The organism is Paraburkholderia sp. SIMBA_027 (assembly GCF_046535315.1).
Classification (GTDB): Bacteria; Pseudomonadota; Gammaproteobacteria; order Burkholderiales; family Burkholderiaceae; genus Paraburkholderia; species Paraburkholderia tropica.
In genome coordinates this window covers 151,447-167,731 of record NZ_JAWRWY010000003.1, presented here as the reverse complement: position 1 = coordinate 167,731, position 16,285 = coordinate 151,447, and the positions used below count along the sequence as shown (strand labels likewise).

At 65.3% G+C, this 16,285-nt stretch carries 14 protein-coding genes; 9 read left to right on the top strand and 5 right to left on the bottom strand.

Annotated features, from left to right (window positions below):
- Window positions 1-312: 312 nt before the first annotated feature.
- On the bottom strand, window positions 313-1,962 hold the full coding sequence (locus SB764_RS06370) for a PAS domain-containing methyl-accepting chemotaxis protein (RefSeq protein WP_110325783.1): 1,650 nt from the start codon (window positions 1,960-1,962) through the stop codon (window positions 313-315).
- A gap of 933 nt (window positions 1,963-2,895) precedes the next feature.
- Between SB764_RS06370 and SB764_RS06365 the strand changes: the two genes are divergently transcribed.
- From SB764_RS06365 to SB764_RS06355, 3 genes are all read left to right on the top strand, one after another.
- On the top strand, window positions 2,896-5,103 hold the full coding sequence (locus SB764_RS06365) for a TonB-dependent receptor (RefSeq protein ID WP_410862984.1): 2,208 nt from the start codon (window positions 2,896-2,898) through the stop codon (window positions 5,101-5,103).
- A 312-nt stretch (window positions 5,104-5,415) separates the two neighbouring features.
- Window positions 5,416-6,099: a Fe2+-dependent dioxygenase gene (locus tag SB764_RS06360; RefSeq protein ID WP_410862982.1), complete on the top strand. Its 684-nt coding sequence runs from the start codon at window positions 5,416-5,418 to the stop codon at window positions 6,097-6,099.
- Entirely contained in the window at window positions 6,096-6,779 is a 684-nt protein-coding gene (locus tag SB764_RS06355; protein WP_065064368.1) for a PepSY-associated TM helix domain-containing protein, read from the top strand. The genes SB764_RS06360 and SB764_RS06355 overlap by 4 nt, the downstream gene beginning before the upstream one ends.
- Window positions 6,780-6,812: 33 nt before the next feature.
- Here SB764_RS06355 and SB764_RS06350 read toward each other — a convergent pair whose 3' ends face one another.
- Window positions 6,813-7,724 (bottom strand): LysR family transcriptional regulator, encoded by a 912-nt coding sequence (locus SB764_RS06350; RefSeq protein WP_124260656.1) that lies wholly within the window; start codon window positions 7,722-7,724, stop codon window positions 6,813-6,815.
- A 139-nt stretch (window positions 7,725-7,863) separates the two neighbouring features.
- Between SB764_RS06350 and SB764_RS06345 the strand changes: the two genes are divergently transcribed.
- Window positions 7,864-8,787, top strand: a complete 924-nt coding sequence (locus tag SB764_RS06345) for a DMT family transporter (protein ID WP_124260657.1) — start codon at window positions 7,864-7,866, stop codon at window positions 8,785-8,787.
- A 9-nt stretch (window positions 8,788-8,796) separates the two neighbouring features.
- On the opposite strand, the gene cobF is transcribed toward SB764_RS06345, so the two are convergent.
- Both cobF and SB764_RS06335 read right to left on the bottom strand, forming a co-directional pair.
- Complete coding sequence (gene cobF / locus SB764_RS06340) at window positions 8,797-9,567, bottom strand: precorrin-6A synthase (deacetylating) (RefSeq protein WP_124260658.1); 771 nt, start codon at window positions 9,565-9,567, stop codon at window positions 8,797-8,799.
- Window positions 9,564-9,806: a hypothetical protein gene (locus tag SB764_RS06335; protein ID WP_146229917.1), complete on the bottom strand. Its 243-nt coding sequence runs from the start codon at window positions 9,804-9,806 to the stop codon at window positions 9,564-9,566. Before SB764_RS06335 ends, cobF begins: the two co-directional genes overlap by 4 nt.
- On the opposite strand from SB764_RS06335, the gene SB764_RS06330 reads away from it, so the two are divergent.
- Window positions 9,793-10,380 carry a LysE family translocator gene (locus SB764_RS06330; protein ID WP_065064447.1) on the top strand — a complete coding sequence of 196 codons (588 nt, stop codon included), beginning with the start codon at window positions 9,793-9,795 and terminating at the stop codon, window positions 10,378-10,380. The genes SB764_RS06335 and SB764_RS06330 overlap by 14 nt on opposite strands.
- Before the next feature lie 13 nt (window positions 10,381-10,393).
- Here the strand turns inward: SB764_RS06330 and SB764_RS06325 are convergent, their stop codons facing one another.
- Window positions 10,394-11,248 carry an AraC family transcriptional regulator gene (locus SB764_RS06325; RefSeq protein ID WP_110325767.1) on the bottom strand — a complete coding sequence of 285 codons (855 nt, stop codon included), beginning with the start codon at window positions 11,246-11,248 and terminating at the stop codon, window positions 10,394-10,396.
- 241 nt (window positions 11,249-11,489) lie between these two features.
- Between SB764_RS06325 and SB764_RS06320 the strand changes: the two genes are divergently transcribed.
- From SB764_RS06320 to SB764_RS06305, 4 genes are all read left to right on the top strand, one after another.
- On the top strand, window positions 11,490-13,844 hold the full coding sequence (locus SB764_RS06320; RefSeq protein WP_410862980.1) for a HAMP domain-containing protein: 2,355 nt from the start codon (window positions 11,490-11,492) through the stop codon (window positions 13,842-13,844).
- A 19-nt stretch (window positions 13,845-13,863) separates the two neighbouring features.
- Entirely contained in the window at window positions 13,864-14,634 is a 771-nt protein-coding gene (locus tag SB764_RS06315) for a methyl-accepting chemotaxis protein (RefSeq protein WP_410862978.1), read from the top strand.
- Window positions 14,631-15,173: a hypothetical protein gene (locus tag SB764_RS06310; RefSeq protein ID WP_410862976.1), complete on the top strand. Its 543-nt coding sequence runs from the start codon at window positions 14,631-14,633 to the stop codon at window positions 15,171-15,173. The genes SB764_RS06315 and SB764_RS06310 overlap by 4 nt, the downstream gene beginning before the upstream one ends.
- 78 nt (window positions 15,174-15,251) lie before the next feature.
- A complete protein-coding gene (locus SB764_RS06305; RefSeq protein ID WP_410862974.1) occupies window positions 15,252-16,256 on the top strand; it encodes a chemotaxis protein CheX in 1,005 nt (334 codons plus the stop codon).
- Window positions 16,257-16,285 lie beyond the last annotated feature (29 nt).

Below are 16,285 nucleotides of genomic sequence, written 5' to 3'. Positions count from 1 at the left end.
GTCATGGTTATGACGCAATGCGGCTCTACCGGCTCGCGAGCGTCCCCGCCATGCGGGCAAGAAAAAACGGCTCGCCCGGTAGAGGCCGGGCGAGCCGTTGAAACGCCGTTGTTACTCGGATCAGACACCCACTGGGTGAGCGCTGACGAGTTCAGTGTGAGGCGTGGCGCATGCGCTGTCGAGATGGGACTAATGCCGATCTATCTGAACAATCTGCGTTTGCCTGTTGCGTGATCGATCCGCAAGCGCGCATGCGAATTACGGTACGCGCGCGTTGCGCGAGATCGGCGACAGGCGGCGCCCGCTCCGCGCTCACACCTCGACGGCTTCGTCCTCCAGCATGCGGGCGTGGACCGGCCGCTGCGCGTTGTTGCGCGCCGCAGCGGTGGTCAAGGTCGACTGGCTGCCCGCGACCGTGAAGAGGCGCACGGCTTCGTCGAGCACATCGGCCTGTTCGGCGAGGCGCTGCGCCGTAGCGGCGGCCTGCTCGACGAGCGCCGCGTTCTGCTGCGTCGCGCTGTCCAGATGCGCGACCGCCTGGTTGACCTGGCGGATGCCCTCGGCCTGCTCGCCGCTCGCGTTCGCGACTTCGACGATGATCGATTGCACGCGGCTCACGGCTTCGTCGATGGCGCGCATCTGCGAAGTCGTGTGGCCGACCAGCTCGGTGCCGCGCGCGATCTCGTGGACGCTCGCATCGACGACCTGCTTGATTTCCTTCGCCGATGCTGCGCAACGCTGCGCGAGCATGCGCACCTCGCCCGCGACGACGGCGAACGAGCGGCCCGCCTCGCCCGCGCGCGCCGCCTCGACGGCCGCGTTGAGCGCGAGGATGTTGGTCTGGAACGCGATGCCGTCGATCACGCCGGTGATGTCGGCGATACGCTTCGAGGCGTCGGTGATGCCCGACATCGTGCGTTCCATGCGGCCCGCGATCGAACCGCCTTCGGCGGCCGCTTCCTGCGCTTCGCGCGCGAGATCGAGCGCGCGCGTGCTGGCTTCCGCGTTGGCCTGCACGGTGGTCGTCAACTGATCCATCGTGGCGGCGGTTTCTTCGAGCGAGGCGGCCTGCAATTCGGTGCGGCGCGAGAGGTCGAGATTGCCGGTCGAGATTTCGTGCGCGGCGTCGAGCATGCCGTCGATCTGCGAGCGCACGTCGCAGACGATGGCCGTGAGATTGGCCTGAAGCTGGTTGAGCGCCTGCAGCACGTCGCCGAGATCGTCCTTCGATGCGATCGCGAGCGTGGCGGTGAGGTCGCCCGCGGCCATGCGCGTGGAGGCCGCCGACATCTGCGCGAGCGGCTCGCCGAGATGACGCGTCGAGAGACGCCAGGCCGCGACGCTGCACACGGCGGCCGCGCCGAATGCGCACCAGAACGGCGTGGGCGGCAGACCTTGATACGCCGCGAAACCCGCGGCGGCGAGCGCGGCGGGCACGAGCGCGTAACCGATGGCGATGCGCGTGGCGATCGGCAGACGCATCACCGACTTCACCGCGCCGATGAAGCCGGTGCGCGCGAGCTCGCCGTGCAGCAGACGCACGCCGCGCAGACGGCCCTCGCGCATCTGCGCATAGAGCGCTTCGGCGTCGCGCACTTCGTCGCGCGTGGGCTTCACGCGCACGCTCAGATAGCCGACCACGGTGCCTTGCTCGGACACGGGCGTCACGTTCGCGCGCACCCAGTAGTGGTCGCCGGACTTGCGGCGGTTCTTGACGAGCGCGGTCCAGGGCCGGCCGGCTTTAACGGTCTCCCACAGGTCGGCGAACGCCTCGGCCGGCATGTCGGGATGGCGGATGATGTTGTGCGGCTTGCCGATCAGCTCATCTTTCGTAAAACCCGAAACGGCAACGAAAGCGGGATTGCAATACTGGATGCGGCCTTTGAGGTCGGTGGCCGAGACAAGCATCTGCGAAGCAGGATAGTCGAACTCCTGCTGCGTGACGGGTTGATTGTTGCGCATGGGATTCCTTCCAGGGGGGTCTACGCTGACCCAACAACATGCCGGGAATAACGGCATTTCCCTTCATTTCTTTAGGGCTTTTGGCGAGGGGATTGGCTGTGCGAGTCATGGCGCATCGACGTCGGCGGGGCGCACGGCGAAAACGGTCGCGTGTCGGACGCGCAGGCGCGCCAGAAATTCGCTGTGCGTTCAATGACCTGCCGAATGTGTCGGCGAGATATGCACAGGGTTGCTCAAGATTTCTGTGGATAAATCCACGGGGCGGCAGAGTGTGTTGACAGATTCGGTGCTAATCGCGAGTGTCCCGCGTGGAATCCGATTCGCATCAGCCAGTTAGCGTCGATGTCCCGAAGTTACGCACAGGGCTTTGAACAATTTCTGTGGATAAGGTTGGGCGGGGAGCGGGCGGTCAATCCTTCGCCGGGACGCAACGAGGTCAGTCGAAATGGAAATGCGGAAAAATTAAACAGTTCGTATCGCTAATCAAATTTGACGCGAAAGAAAAGCCGCTTTGTCGCGGTCTTAAATTCTAAAAAATAAAGAGGAATGCAAAAGAATTGGATGAACGTTGCGCGTCGAATTAAAACCCGCTCACTAGAATAAATCAGACAAATACCCGCCAGCAAACAGAAAATTACACAAGCCAATCCAAAAAATTACATTTACATTATTTTGGCTGAATCGGCAAAAACCCCACACGGTGTAGCTGAAACGCATCAATCATTTGAAATAAACAGAAATATCTGGAATGATACTGATTCTCATTCGCCAGCACGGATCCAGGCCGTTTCGGGCTTGTTAAATCCAACCTAGCCAGCCTGTCGCCGAGCCTTCGTCTGCATGAAGGGGCGGCCAGCCAGCCACCTGAATCCACGTCGATCGCGCCTCCTTCGCGCGTTCCATCGACTGGCTTTTCGCCGCACAGGGACCCCCATGTTGAACAGGACGCCGCTCGCGAGTGCGCTCGCGCTGGCTTTTGCCGTACCTATCGCTTCGCCCGCGTTCGCGCAGAGCGCGCCCGTCGCCGCTTCGGCGGTGAGCGCCGCCGCGCCCGCCGGCAAGAACGTCGGCTCGAACGCCACGACGGAAGGCGCCACGCTGCCCGCCGTGTCGGTGTCCGCCGACGCGCCCTCGCAGGACTTTCAGGCCGAAAAATCGTCGGTCGGCGCGAAGACGCCCACGGCGCTGCGCGACATTCCGCAGTCGGTCACGGTGATCAACAAGGCGCTGCTGCAGTCGCAGGGCGCGACCTCGTTCCAGGACGCGCTGCGTAACGCGCCCGGCATCACCATCGGCGGCGCGGAAGGCGGCCAGATCGGCAACAACATCAACCTGCGCGGCTTCACGGCCCAGAACGACATCTATCTCGACGGTTTTCGCGACCGCAATCAGTACTATCGCGACACCTTCGACCTCGAATCGATCGACGTGCTGTACGGCCCCTCGTCGATGCTGTTCGGGCGCGGCTCCACGGGCGGCGTGATCAATCAGGTGAGCAAGCAGGCCGGTCTCAAGCCGATCACCGAAGTTTCGACGACGGTCGGCACCAGCGACCGCTATCGCGCGACCGTCGACGTCGATCGTCCGCTCGGCGACCACGCGGCGTTCCGCCTGAACGCGTTCGGCCAGTCGCTCGGCTCCACGCGCGACCAGATGAAGAACAAGGACTACGGCTTCGCGCCGACGCTGCGTTTCGGCATCGGCACGCCCACGGAAGTCACGCTTTCCGCGCTCATCCAGCACAACTACGATCAGCCCGATTACGGCGTGCAGTCGATCAACGGTCATCCGTTCTCGCCGTCGAAGGGCACGTACTACGGTCTCACCGACGACCGCACGATTCAGGACGTGCAGACCGTGTCCGCGCGCGTGGATCACAAGTTCAACGATCAGTTCAAGATCAGCAACCAGACGCAGTTCTCGCACTCGCTCACCGATGCGCGCGAGACCGCGGCGGGCGCGGTGCTGACCGGGCCGCTCGCGTCGAGCACGGCGCTCAAGAACGGCAACTACACGACGCTGCCGCTGTCCGATCTCTACGTGAAGCTCGCGAGCCACGACCGCGTGATCGAGAATCACTCGATCTACAACGATACGATGACCACGTACAAGTTCAACACGGGGCCGCTGCGGCACGAGATGCTCGCGGGCATCGAGATCGGCCACGACAGTTATACGAATCAGGCCTATACGCGCAACAACCTGCCGATTCTGTCGCTGCTCGATCCGGTCTATGTGCCGACGCCTTCGAACGTCACGCAGACGGTCGGCAATCACGCGGAGTCGGGCGCGACCACGTTCGCGGCGTATTTCAACGAAACGATGTCGATCGGCGAGCACTGGAAACTGATTGGCGGCGTGCGTTGGGATCGCTTCCAGGCGCACATCGCGAATACGATCAGCGCGCCGAGTTATGCGGATCAGACCAACACGTTCACGAGCGTGCGCGCGGGCGCGATCTATCAGCCGACCGACTGGCAGTCGTATTACTTCTCGTATGGCACCTCGTTCGATCCGTCGCTCGAGGCGCTGACGGTCACGAACAACACGCAGAATCTCGCGCCGGAGCACACCAAATCGTATGAAGTGGGCGGCAAGTGGGATCTGCTCGGCGGCAATCTTTCGCTGACCTCGGCGTTCTTCCAGCAGGAAATGGATAACGCGCGCACGCAGACGTCGACGGGCGAATACACGCTCGAAGGCGATATTCGCGTGCGCGGTTTCCAGGCGGGCGCGACCGGCCATATCACCGACAAGTGGCAGGTGTTCGCGGGCTACACCTATATGGACGGCGTCGTGCTGCAGGCCGCAGACGGCACGCAGGGCCACACGCCCGCGAACACGCCGCGCAACACCTTCACGCTGTGGACCACGTATGCGCTCACGCCGCATTGGGAAGTGGGCGGCGGTCCGACCTATATGTCCTCGCGTTATGCGGCCAACACGAATTACGTCGAAGTGGGCGGCTACACGCGCTGGGACGCGATGGCCGGATACCATGCGAAGAAGTGGGACGTGCGTCTGAACGTGCTGAACATCACCAACAAGTTCTACTACGACGCGCTGATCCAGTCGGATGGCGGACGCTCGGTGCCGGGCGTCGGCCGCACGGTGCTCGCGACGTTCGACTACCGGCTCTGATCGCTTCGGCGAGCAGCGTCGCCGCGCAGTCGTGTGAACGGAAAAGCGTGCGCGCGCATCGATCGTCGTTGCTTCGGCGACGTTTCGATGCCGCTTCGACTACGTTTGGATGCACGCGCGCGCGGCAACGCGCATGTCACGCAAAGCCCGCATCATCATGCGGGCTTTGGCGCGTCCGGCGCGCATGCAGTGCGAAGAGTCCGAAGTGAGCCTGGCCCGAAGTTCAGAATAGCGCCTGAAACAAGGCCTGAAATACCGCGTAACATGCGCGCCGTGCTGTCAACCTGTAAGCCAGCGAAGAAGGAAGCGATAATGCTGATTCACATCCCCGACGTACTGACACACGAGCAGGTCCGCGCGCTGCGCGCACGGCTCGACAACGCGGGCGATGCCTGGGTCGACGGCCGTGCAACGGCCGGCTGGCAGGGCGCGCCCGTCAAGCGCAATCAGCAGATCGCGGAACACACGCCGATCGCGCGCGAACTCGGCGACGTCGTGCTGGCGGCCATCGAGCGCAATCCGCTCTTCATCAGCGCCGCGTTGCCCAATCAGGTGTATCCGCCGCTCTTCAATCGCTATGAAGGCGGCATGACGTTCGGCTCGCATGTCGACGGTGCGGTGCGCGTGCTGCCCAACGGCCTGAAGCTGCGCACCGACGTCTCGGCCACGCTGTTTCTCTCGGCGCCCGAGGAGTACGACGGCGGCGAGCTCGTGATCGAAGACACCTATGGCGTGCAGGAAGTGAAGCTGGCCGCGGGCGACATGATCGTCTATCCGGCCACGAGTCTGCATCAGGTGAAGCCCGTCACGCGCGGCGTGCGCATGAGCAGCTTCTTCTGGGTGCAGAGCCTCGTGCGCGACGACACGAAACGCGCGCTGCTTTTCGACATGGATACGGCCATCCAACGTTTGAACGCGAGCGACGCCGACGCCCAGGCGCGGCGCAGTCTCGTGGGTTGCTACCACAATCTTTTGCGTATCTGGAGTGAGACGTGAGTTCTACCGAAGCGGCAGTATTGATCGACGATAGCCAACGCGCCGAACGTGCGAAACGTTCGCGCCGCGCCACTTTCATCAAGTGGCTGCGCAAGGTGCACGGCTGGGTGGGTTTGTGGGGCGCGGCGCTCGGCTTGCTGTTCGGCGTGACGGGCTTCGTGCTCAATCACCGCATGGAGCCGCTGCGCATTTCGCCGGGCGCGCCGCAGGTTTCGTCAATGCAGCTTCCCGTGCCCGATCCCGCGCCGGAAACGCCGCGCGAAATGGCGAAGTGGCTCAAGTCGCAGCCCGATCTGAAGCTGCCGCAGCGCATGGGCCGCGTGCAGAAGGAACCCGAGCACAAGGTGGCCTGGGGCGATCGCGAGACCGTGCAGCCCGAGCACTGGCAGATGATGTTCACGGCGCCGCATGAAACCGTGGCCGTCGAATACTGGGTGGGCAACGATGTCGTCACGCTCAAGCGCACCGACAATTCGCTGATGGCGACCATCACGAATCTGCACAAGGGCGTGGGCATGAGCGTCGGTTGGGTGCTGTTCATCGACACCTTCGCGGGCGCGCTCATTCTGCTGTCGCTCACGGGCGTGCTGTTGTGGACCGAGCTGAACAAGCGCAAGACTATCGGCGCGCTGCTGCTGATCGGCTCGATCGTCGTGGGCGTGTGCGTGGGCCTCGGTTGATCCTGCCGGGTTGTTCTGCCCGTTTGATTCTGGCTAGCCCAGATGCCGCGCGAGATAGTCGATGAACGCGCGGACTTTCGGCGGTAAAAACCGGTTCGGCGGATAGAGCAGCCAGACCGGGCCCGAGTAGGCACGCGCTTCGAAGGTCCACTGCGGCAGCACTTGTACAAGGCCGCCGGCGCGCAATGCGTCGGCGGCGGTGAATTCGGGCAGGCAGGCGATGCCCCAGTCGTCGAGCGCCGCTTCGAGCCGCGCGCCCGCGTGGTTCGCCACATAGCGGCCCTTCACCTCGACGGTCTGCGTGTGCGTGCCTTGACGCAAGCGCCAGCGATGATCGTCGGCGGTTTCTCCCAGCCACAGGCAGTCGTGCTGCGCCAGATCGCGCGGCGTCTTCGGCGTGCCGCGCGCATTCAGATACGCGGGCGACGCACACAGCAGCCAGCGCACCTCGCCGAGCTGACGCGCGGCGAGCCCCGGCGGCGGCGTGCGCGTCGGGCGGATCACGAGATCGAGGCCGTCGCGCAGCGGATCGACTTCGTGATCGGCGAACACGAGCTGCACGTCCACGTCGGCGTAGTCGCGCAAAAAGCCCGGAATCAGCGGATGAATCACGGTTTTCGCGTAGGCCGTGGGCGCGCTGACGCTCACGCGTCCCTGCGGTTTCGCCGCGAGCTGGCCCGCCGCGTCGACGGCGCCCGCAGCCGCACTCACCATGTCGCGGCAGTGCCGATACACCTCCTCGCCCGATTCGGTCACGCGCACCTGGCGCGTCGAGCGTTCCAGCAGGCGTGCGCCAAGCGCCTCTTCGAGACGCTTGATCTGGCGGCTGACCGTCGACGGCGTGCTGCCCAGCTGGCGCGCGGCCAGCGAAAAATTGCCCGCTTCGACCACGCGCGCGAAGGCGGCGAGATCGGGCAGCAGCGCGAAAAGCGTGGTCGGATTCATCGGGATGGACGATGCGATTTGTGCGTTTGCGACATAAAAGCTGTGCGCGACGACCCGATTATCGCGACGAATGCAAGGATGGACAATAGGCGCTCTCCGCAGATTTCCGTTGCGAACGCCCGCCAGAGAGGTCCACGCCATGTCCGCCGCCCGTCACCCATCGATGCATCTCGCCGACTGGCTCCTGCTCGCCGTCGCCTTCGTCTGGGGCACGAGTTACGGCGTGGTGAAGGACGCGCTCGTGTTCTATCCGGTGCTGGGCCTGCTGGCGCTGCGCTTCGGCCTGACCTTCGTGCTCCTCTCGCCCGCGCTGCGGACGCTGCGCACGGCGTCGCGCCGCGCGCTCGGCGGCGTGCTGTGCGCGGGCATGCTGCTGCTGGGGATTTTTCTGTGCGAGACCTTCGGCGTGATGCTGACGCGCGCCTCGAATGCGGCGTTTCTCATCAGCCTGTGCGTGGTGCTCACGCCGCTCGCGGAATGGGCGATGTTGCGCCGGCGGCCGTCGCGCGCCGAATGGGCGGCGGTGGCCGTCTCGCTCGCGGGCGCGTGGCTGCTGGCGGGCGGCGACTACCGGCCCAACGCCGGCGATGCGCTGATCCTGCTGGCGGCGCTCCTGCGCGCGATCTCCGTCTGCGTCACGCGGCGCGTGATGCGCGACGCCGCCATCGCGCCGCTCGCCGTGACGGCGGTGCAGGCGGGTTGCGTGGCGGCGGGCAGCGCGGTGCTCGCGCTGGTGTTCGCGCACGGCCAGTGGCAGCCGCTGCCGACGTTCTCCGCGCATCTGCCGTTCTGGAGCAGCGTGGCGTGGCTCGTCGGCGCGTGCACGCTGTTCGCGTTCTTCATCCAGAACTACGCCGTGCGCCGCAGCAGCCCGACGCGCGTGGCCTTGCTGATGGGCAGCGAACCGGCGTTCGGCGCGCTGTTCGCCTGCGTGTGGCTCGGCGAGCGCCTGAGCGTGGCCGCGTGGACGGGCGGCGCGTTGATCGTCGCGGCCTCGCTGTTCGCGGTGGTGCCGTGGCGGCGTGCCGCAGCGAAGGCTGTGAGCGAAGCGCTCAACGCATGAACGCGCGGTTCAGTCCTTCACGCCGCGCTTGCGCAACAGATACGTATCCATGATCCAGCCGTTCGCCTCGCGCGCCTCGCCGCGCACGCGCACGATTTCGTCCTTCACGTCGTCGAGCTTGCCCGCGACGAGAATTTCGTCGGGCGTGCCCACATACGCGCCCCAGTAAATGTCGAGCTCCTCGCCATCGAGCTGCGTATAGGCGTTCTGTGCGTCGAGCATCACGACGGCGCTGTCGGCGTCGCGCGGAAAGCCGTTTTCGACGAGCCGCCGCCCCGTGGTGATGCTCACCGGCTTGCCGATGAAATTGAGCGGCACGCGATGCTTCGCGGCCAGCGCCTGCACGCTGCTGATGCCCGGGATCACCTCGAACTCGAACGCGAGCCGCCCTTCGCCGAGGATCGCATCGAGAATGCGGATCGTGCTGTCGTAGAGCGCGGGATCGCCCCAGACGAGGAACGCGCCGCATTGGCCGTCGGCGAGTTCATGCTCGATCAGCCCTTCGAATACGCGCTGCTTGTCGCGATTGAGTTCGTCGACAGCCGCCTTGTATTCGACGCCGTCGCGCCGCCGCTCGGGACTCGTCGCCTCGACGATGCGGTAATCGGGGTTCTCGATGAAGCGCGCGCAGATCTCCTTGCGCAGCGCCACGAGCTTGTCTTTCGCGGGGCCTTTGTCCATCACGAAGAACACGTCGGCGGCGTTGAGCGCCTTGACGGCCTGCATGGTCAGGTAGTCGGGATCGCCCGCGCCGATGCCGATGATGAGGATCTTTTTCACGTCGATAGTCCGGTGAGTGCGTCGTCCAGGCGGGCCTCAAAAGGGCCGCAGAAGCGCTGCCAAGGGCCGCGCCGGGCGAGCGGAAGGCCGGAAATGATAGCGCGAGTTGGCGCGCGCGCCCATTTCGCGGGCTGTGTGTACACGGTCATTTTCTTCAATACGCGCGCTCGCGCGCTGCGTACGCTCGACGCTGAATCATCGCCGTCTGGCGTATCGAGGAGAATCGTGAGCACTGTCATGTCCATGGCCGCCTTCGCGCTGGCCACTTCCATCACCCCCGGACCCGTGAACATCGTCGCGCTCGGCGCGGGCGCGCGCTATGGCTTGCGCGCGAGCCTGCGCCACGTGACGGGCGCGACCGTGGGCTTCGCGCTGCTGTTGCTGCTGATCGGCCTCGGCCTGCACGAACTGCTCGCGCAATGGCCGTTTCTCACGCGCGCGATCGAATGGGCGGGCGTGGCGTTTCTGCTTTACGTGGCGTGGCGGCTCGCCATCGACGACGGCCATATCGACGCCTCGCGCGAATCACGCGGCCCCTCGCTGATGACGGGCGCGGCGATGCAATGGCTCAATCCGAAGGCGTGGCTCGCGTCGGTGGCGGGCATGGGCGCGTATGCGGCCTCGGGCGAGAAGGCGCTGGTCTGGCAGTTCGCCGCGATCTATTTCGTGGTCTGCTACGCGTCGATTGCGTGCTGGGCGTGGGCGGGCGCGTCGCTGCGTCAGGCGCTGCGCGAGCCGTCGCGCGTGCGCTTCGTGAACCGGCTGATGGCCGCGCTGCTGGCGGCGAGCGCACTGTGGCTGCTGCTGGGCTGATTGCGTCGAAGCTTCAGCCGCGATACTGACCCGGCGTGGCCGCGACGAATTGCCGGAACGCGCGTTGCAGATGCGCCTGATCGGCGAAACCCGCTTCGGCGGCGACGTCGGCGATAGCGTGACCGCGCCGCAATTGCGCGCGGCTGAACTCGATGCGCCGGTTCACGACATACGCGTGCGGCGTCATGCCGTACTGCTCGCGAAACGCACGGATCAGATGCGACGGCGACAGGTCGGCGGCCGCGCAGATCTCGTCGAGCTTGAGCGCGCGCGTGTAATTGCCGTCGATGAATTCGGCGGCGCGCGCAAGACGTGGATTCGGTTCGCGCGCGGCGAGCGGCGCGGATTCGAGCGCTGGTTGGCGTGCCGGTTGGAGCGCATCGTGCAGTGCCGTGAAATACGCTCTCACGGCGTATTCCTTGCGCGCGTTATCTTCATGCGGATCGACGAGCATGTCGTAGAGCGCGTTGAGCCCCGCAAACAAGGCGGGATCGCGCGTGAGCGTCTGCTCGAAGGGACGCAGGCCGTCCTGCGCGCCGCAGCCGAGTTCGCGTTGCAGCTTCGCGAGCCAGTCCACGTCGACGTAAAACATGCGATAGGCCCACGCTTCATCGGCGGCCGGATTGCACGCGTGCACGACGTTCGCGTTGATGATGACGACCGACCCCGCGCCGATATGCTGCAACGTATTGCCGTTCAGATAGGTGCTGTGCCCGCCCGTGACCGCGCCGATCGAAAACGTGCTGTGCGCGTGACGGCCATAGCTGACCTTGCGGCCATCGGCGATGGCGCGCACTTCGATGAAAGGCAGGGCGTCGTCGCGCCAGAAGCTCGGGGTGCCTGCAGCGATGGCGGACGTGGACGGCATGAATGGGCTCGCGGAAACGAAACAGCGTGAAGCTCGATGGTAGCGCAAACGCGGTGGCAGTCACGCGCGGCGCGGCAAGCATCATAAACAATTAGAGTCCGTGCGCTAACGCACTAATTAAGTACGTTCATCATTTCGTCATACGGATGCGCCGATAATTCGCGTTGAATAAATTGGCCTGCCTTGTCACGAGTCGCGTAACGATAGCGCGACCGGCACGGCGCGGCTCGGGGATTTCAACATGACCATTCGTCACCGCATCACGCTTCTCATCGTGCTGATGTTCGTCGCGTTGTCCGCCATCGGCGGCTACGCGGTCTATCAGACGCGCCGCAGCGCCACCGACGTCCACCAGGTCACGCAGGGCGTCGTGCCGAGCGCACTCGCTTCCTCGGACCTCGTCTCGCTCGTCAAGGACGTGCAGCTCGCGACGATGACGCTCGTCTACGCGCCCGACGCGACCACCGCGCAACTCGCTCAGGACGATCTCAAGAAGAAGGAAGCCGACTTGCGCGCCGCGCTCGACGTGCAGCGCAAGGCCGCCGCGAGCCACGCGCAGGACGGCCTCGTCGCGCAGGCGCAGGAAAGCATCACGAACTATTTCAACGCCATCGCCGACACCGCGAAGATGAAGGCCGCGGGCAAGAACGAACTGGCGCAGGCCTATCTGTTCGCGAACGTGGCGCAGTATCGCGACGAACTCGAAGGCATCGTCACCACGATGCGCGTCGAGAAGAACCGCCAGAAGGACGACGCGATCAGCGCGCTCAACGGCATGCTCGACACGACCACCAGCGCGATCGCCGGCGTGACGGGCGGCGCGGTGCTGCTGCTCACGGCGATCGGCCTGCTGCTGTATCGCCAGATCACGCGCCCGCTTTCGCGCATGCAGCAGGAAATGAGCGAGATCGCGTCGAGCCAGGACTTCACGCGCCGCGTGCCGGTGGGCCGTCTCGACGAGATCGGCCATTCGATCGTCGCGTTCAACGGCATGATCGAGAAGATCCAGCACAGCTCGGCGCAGCTCAAGCGCAAGACCGCCGACATTCAGGCGATGCTGCAGAACATGCAGCAGGGCATTCTCACGGTGGTCGAAGGCGCGACCATCCACAACGAGTATTCGGCCTATCTGGAAGCGATTTTCGAAACGAACGAGATCGCGGGCCGCTCGCTGATGGACCTCGTGTTCTCGAACACGGAACTCGACGCCGATACGCTCTCGCAGATCGACGCCGCCGTGCACGCGTGCCTCGGCGAAGACGACGTGAATTTCGCGTTCAACCAGCATCTGCTCGTGAACGAAATCACGCGCGCGATGCCCGATGGCCGCACCAAGGTGCTCGATCTGTCGTGGTCGGCGATTACCGACGAGAACGACATCGTCGTGCGTTTGATGCTCTGCGTGCGCGACGTGACCGAGCTGCGCGAACTCGCGGCGGAAGCGGGCGAGCAGAAGCGCCGTCTGCAGATGATCGGCGAAATTCTCGCGGTCAGCGAAGAGAAGTTCCATCGCTTCGTGGAGAGCTCGAAGACCTTCATCCACGAAAACGAACGCATCATTCGCCAGCACGATTGCGCGGACATGGACGCCGTCGCGGCGCTGTTCCGCAACATGCACACGGTGAAGGGCAACGCTCGCACGTACAGCCTCCAGCATCTCACGGGCGTGGTGCACGAAGTCGAGCAGCGTTACGACGCGCTGCGCCGCGAAGATCCGGATCACGTGTGGGATCAGCAGGCGCTGATCGCCGACCTGCATCGCGTACGCGAAGCGGTCGATCACTATGCGTCGATCAACACCGAAAGTCTCGGTCGCGGCGGCCGCACGCAGGACGGCAGCATCGCCATCGGCCGCGAGCAGATCGATGCGAGCCTGCGTCTGATCGACAACACCCGCGACGATGATCTTGCCTCGCTGCGCGCGATGCGCGCCGAGCTGCGCCGCGTGCTGGGCGCGTTCGGCACCGAGAGCGTGCACGACGCGCTTGCGGGTGTGCTCGATTCGCTGCCGTCGCTGGCGCAGGAGCTGGGCAAGGTCGCGCCGGTCGTGCGCATCGACGATCACGGCTGGCGTCTGCGCAGCGGAGCGGCGGGCACGGTCCGGGACGTCTTCACGCATCTGCTGCGCAACTCGCTCGATCACGGCATTGAAATGCCGACGCAGCGCCGCGCGCAAGGCAAGGGCGACGCGGGCCGGATTCAGGTCGACGTCAACGTGATCGACGGCGCGCTGCGCCTCGCGCTCGCCGACGACGGACGCGGCCTCGCGCTCGAACGCATTCGCGGCATCGCCGTCGAGCGCGGCTGGCTCGCCGAAGACGAAATGGCGAGCGACGACGCCATCGCGGCCTTCATCTTCCGTGCGGGCTTTTCGACGGCGCAACAGGTGACCGAAGTGTCGGGGCGCGGCGTGGGCATGGACGCGGTGCGCGACTTCCTCGAACGCGAGGGCGGCCGCATCGAACTGCGCTTCACGGACAACCGCGAAGGCGCCGATTACCGGCACTTCGAAACGATCGTGTATCTGCCGCGCGCGTGCGCCGTCGAAGGCGAACCGGCGCGCGCCACGCAGCAGGAAGAGGAAGCGCTGAGCTAGGCGCGGTTCGGAGGTGGCTGTGGTGTTTCCGTATTTGACAGGCGCGCTGGCGGGCGCCGTGATCGTGGCGATTGGCGCGGTTGTGCTGCATCTGCGCGCGCGTGCGCGTACGAACGCGGCGCTGCAATCGCAACGCGCGCAGCACGATGAACAGCTCGCCCAGGCGAGTGCGCAAGCCGACGACGCGCAATCGCGCGCCGCCGAAGAACATGACGCGCTGGCGGCGCAGATCGAGACGCTGCGCGCCGAACTCGCGCAGCGCAAGTCGGTGGCCGACGCGATGGAAGCGGCGCTGGCCGCCGAGCGTTCGCATGGCGCCGACGCCTTGCAGCGCGTCGAGCGCATCGCTGCCGAAGCGGCGCGTCTCAGGCAGATGTCGATGACCTTCGAGCGCTGGCACGAGCAGATGATCTCGCTGATGGCGCAGAACCACGACATGCACCAGAAGAACCAGGAGCTGTCGTCGATCGTGAGCCACGTGCTGATCGTCTCGCTGAATGCGTCGATCGAAGCGGCGCGCGCGGGCCCGGCGGGCCGGGGCTTTTCGATCGTCGCGGGCGAAGTGCGTACGCTCGCCACGCGTTCGCAGGAGTTGTCGAAGAGCTATCGCGACAGCCTGCATCGCAACGATCTGATCACCGCCGCGACGTTCCAGGACGTGCAGGCGGGCGGCAAGATGATCGCGGCCTCGCTCGCGAGTGTGGATTCGCTGACGCAGCAACTGTATGCGCAACTCGGCGAATCGCGCGCGGATACGCACACGCAGTCGCACACGCAGGCGCACGCATGATCGGCACGAACGCGCAGGACAGTTTCGAGCGCATTTTCTTCGCGGCGGCGCGCTCGCGGCTCGTGACCGATGCGCAGCACGCGTGCGAGTTCTCGCCCGCCTCGAACGAGGTGGCGCAAGGCGAACACGTGGTCGTGCTGACGATCTCGTCGATGCAGTTTCGCGTGCTGCTATTGATTCATCTTAAGGATGACGACGCGACGCGCGCGTACTACACGGGCGAAACGGAAGCCGGTGCGGGACGTCCGCTCATCGAGACCTTCACGGAGTTCGGCAATCTCTGCTGCGGGTCGATGAACCAGCAGCTCGTCGAGCATTTTCCGGACCTCGGCATGTCCACGCCGTATGCGCTGTCGGGTCAGTGTTTGCCGTATCTGGGCGAGCTGAAGCCCGATAGCGTGAAGTCCTGGGCGCTGACGATCGACGGTTCGGTGCGCCTCGGCGCGACGCTGTGCATCTGCACGCGCGCGCCGCTCGATTTCGTGGCCGCCGACATGGCGGACGCGAGCGAAAGCGCAGGCGAACTCGAATTCTTCTGACGCGCCGCGCGCGCGTCGGCATGCAGTGTCGTGCAATGTCGTGCAGTTTCGTATCGCAGGGAAGTCGGAAAGAGACGTATGAACACGAATAAGCCGGTGAGCAAGGTGTTGCTGCTCGAAAGCGATTCCGCTCGCGCGCTCGCGCTGGCGCAACCCGATGCCGGGCAACGCCTGATGGGCGTGCCGGTGCGCCGCGACGCGCTCGCGGCCGCGCTGCACACGCATTACGACCTCGGCGGCGTGCTGCTCGGCGAGGACTTCGGCGGCTCGCCCGAAGCGGCGGCGGCGGTGGCCGTGGCGCTCGAAGTGGCGCGCCCGGAGTTGCCGATCGTGCTGCGCCGGACCACCGACGGCGAATTGCCCGAAGCGCTGCGGCGCGTGCCGCGCGCGAGCTGGAACGAGCGCGAGCCGCAGTCGTTGCAGGCGGCGCTCGACGCGCATGTGTTTTCGCAGGATTACCCGGACCCGCTCGTGGACGGTATCGCCGACATGACGCTCGGCCGTCTGCGCGGGCTGTTTCCGGACCTCGAAGTGAACTGGGACACGCCGAGCATCGTGCGCGACCGCATCATCTTCGGCGAGGTGCTTACGCTGATCCCGATCGAGACCGCGTGGTGCCGTGGCTGGCTGCTGATGCAGACCGAGGAGACGCCGCTCATCGACATGCTGCCGCCGCGCGAAGGGCGCGGCGCGCGCGAGGAAGCGAGCGATTTCCGCGATCTGAACGGCGTGCTCGGCGAACTCACGAATCTCGTATGGGGTGCGTTTCGCAACCGCTATCTCGGGAACGCGCGCAATGCGGGCGCGGGCGATAAAGCGGGCGACGGCGGCTGGGTCCGCGCACAGGTGCAGGTGCCGCTGCTCATCAATCATCGGCGGCGCTATCTGTCGTTCGGCTCGGACAATCCGCAGCTATGCATCAAGTACCGGCTCACGTGCCCGAAGACGGGCCGCGAGGCGGTGATCGATCAGCGTTTCGTGTTCAGCCTCGGCTGGTCGCGCGAAGGTTTCGACGAGACGGCCGCACTGGCCGCGGCCGCCGCCGGGCCGGAACCGGTGAGCGGCGAACTCGAACTGTTTTGACGTCAAGATGCGCCGTACACGGCGCAAAG

Excerpts from the sequence above, each read along its gene's own strand:
- SB764_RS06320 (WP_410862980.1), top strand. The coding sequence starts at position 11,490 with ATGACCATTCGTCACCGCATCACGCTTCTCATCGTGCTGATGTTCGTC.
- SB764_RS06350 (WP_124260656.1), bottom strand. The coding sequence starts at position 7,724 with ATGAATCCGACCACGCTTTTCGCGCTGCTGCCCGATCTCGCCGCCTTC.
- SB764_RS06370 (WP_110325783.1), bottom strand. The coding sequence starts at position 1,962 with ATGCGCAACAATCAACCCGTCACGCAGCAGGAGTTCGACTATCCTGCT.
- SB764_RS06305 (WP_410862974.1), top strand. The coding sequence starts at position 15,252 with ATGAACACGAATAAGCCGGTGAGCAAGGTGTTGCTGCTCGAAAGCGAT.
- SB764_RS06345 (WP_124260657.1), top strand. The coding sequence starts at position 7,864 with ATGTCCGCCGCCCGTCACCCATCGATGCATCTCGCCGACTGGCTCCTG.
- SB764_RS06360 (WP_410862982.1), top strand. The coding sequence starts at position 5,416 with ATGCTGATTCACATCCCCGACGTACTGACACACGAGCAGGTCCGCGCG.
- SB764_RS06365 (WP_410862984.1), top strand. The coding sequence starts at position 2,896 with ATGTTGAACAGGACGCCGCTCGCGAGTGCGCTCGCGCTGGCTTTTGCC.
- SB764_RS06325 (WP_110325767.1), bottom strand. The coding sequence starts at position 11,248 with ATGCCGTCCACGTCCGCCATCGCTGCAGGCACCCCGAGCTTCTGGCGC.
- SB764_RS06310 (WP_410862976.1), top strand. The coding sequence starts at position 14,631 with ATGATCGGCACGAACGCGCAGGACAGTTTCGAGCGCATTTTCTTCGCG.
- SB764_RS06335 (WP_146229917.1), bottom strand. The coding sequence starts at position 9,806 with ATGACAGTGCTCACGATTCTCCTCGATACGCCAGACGGCGATGATTCA.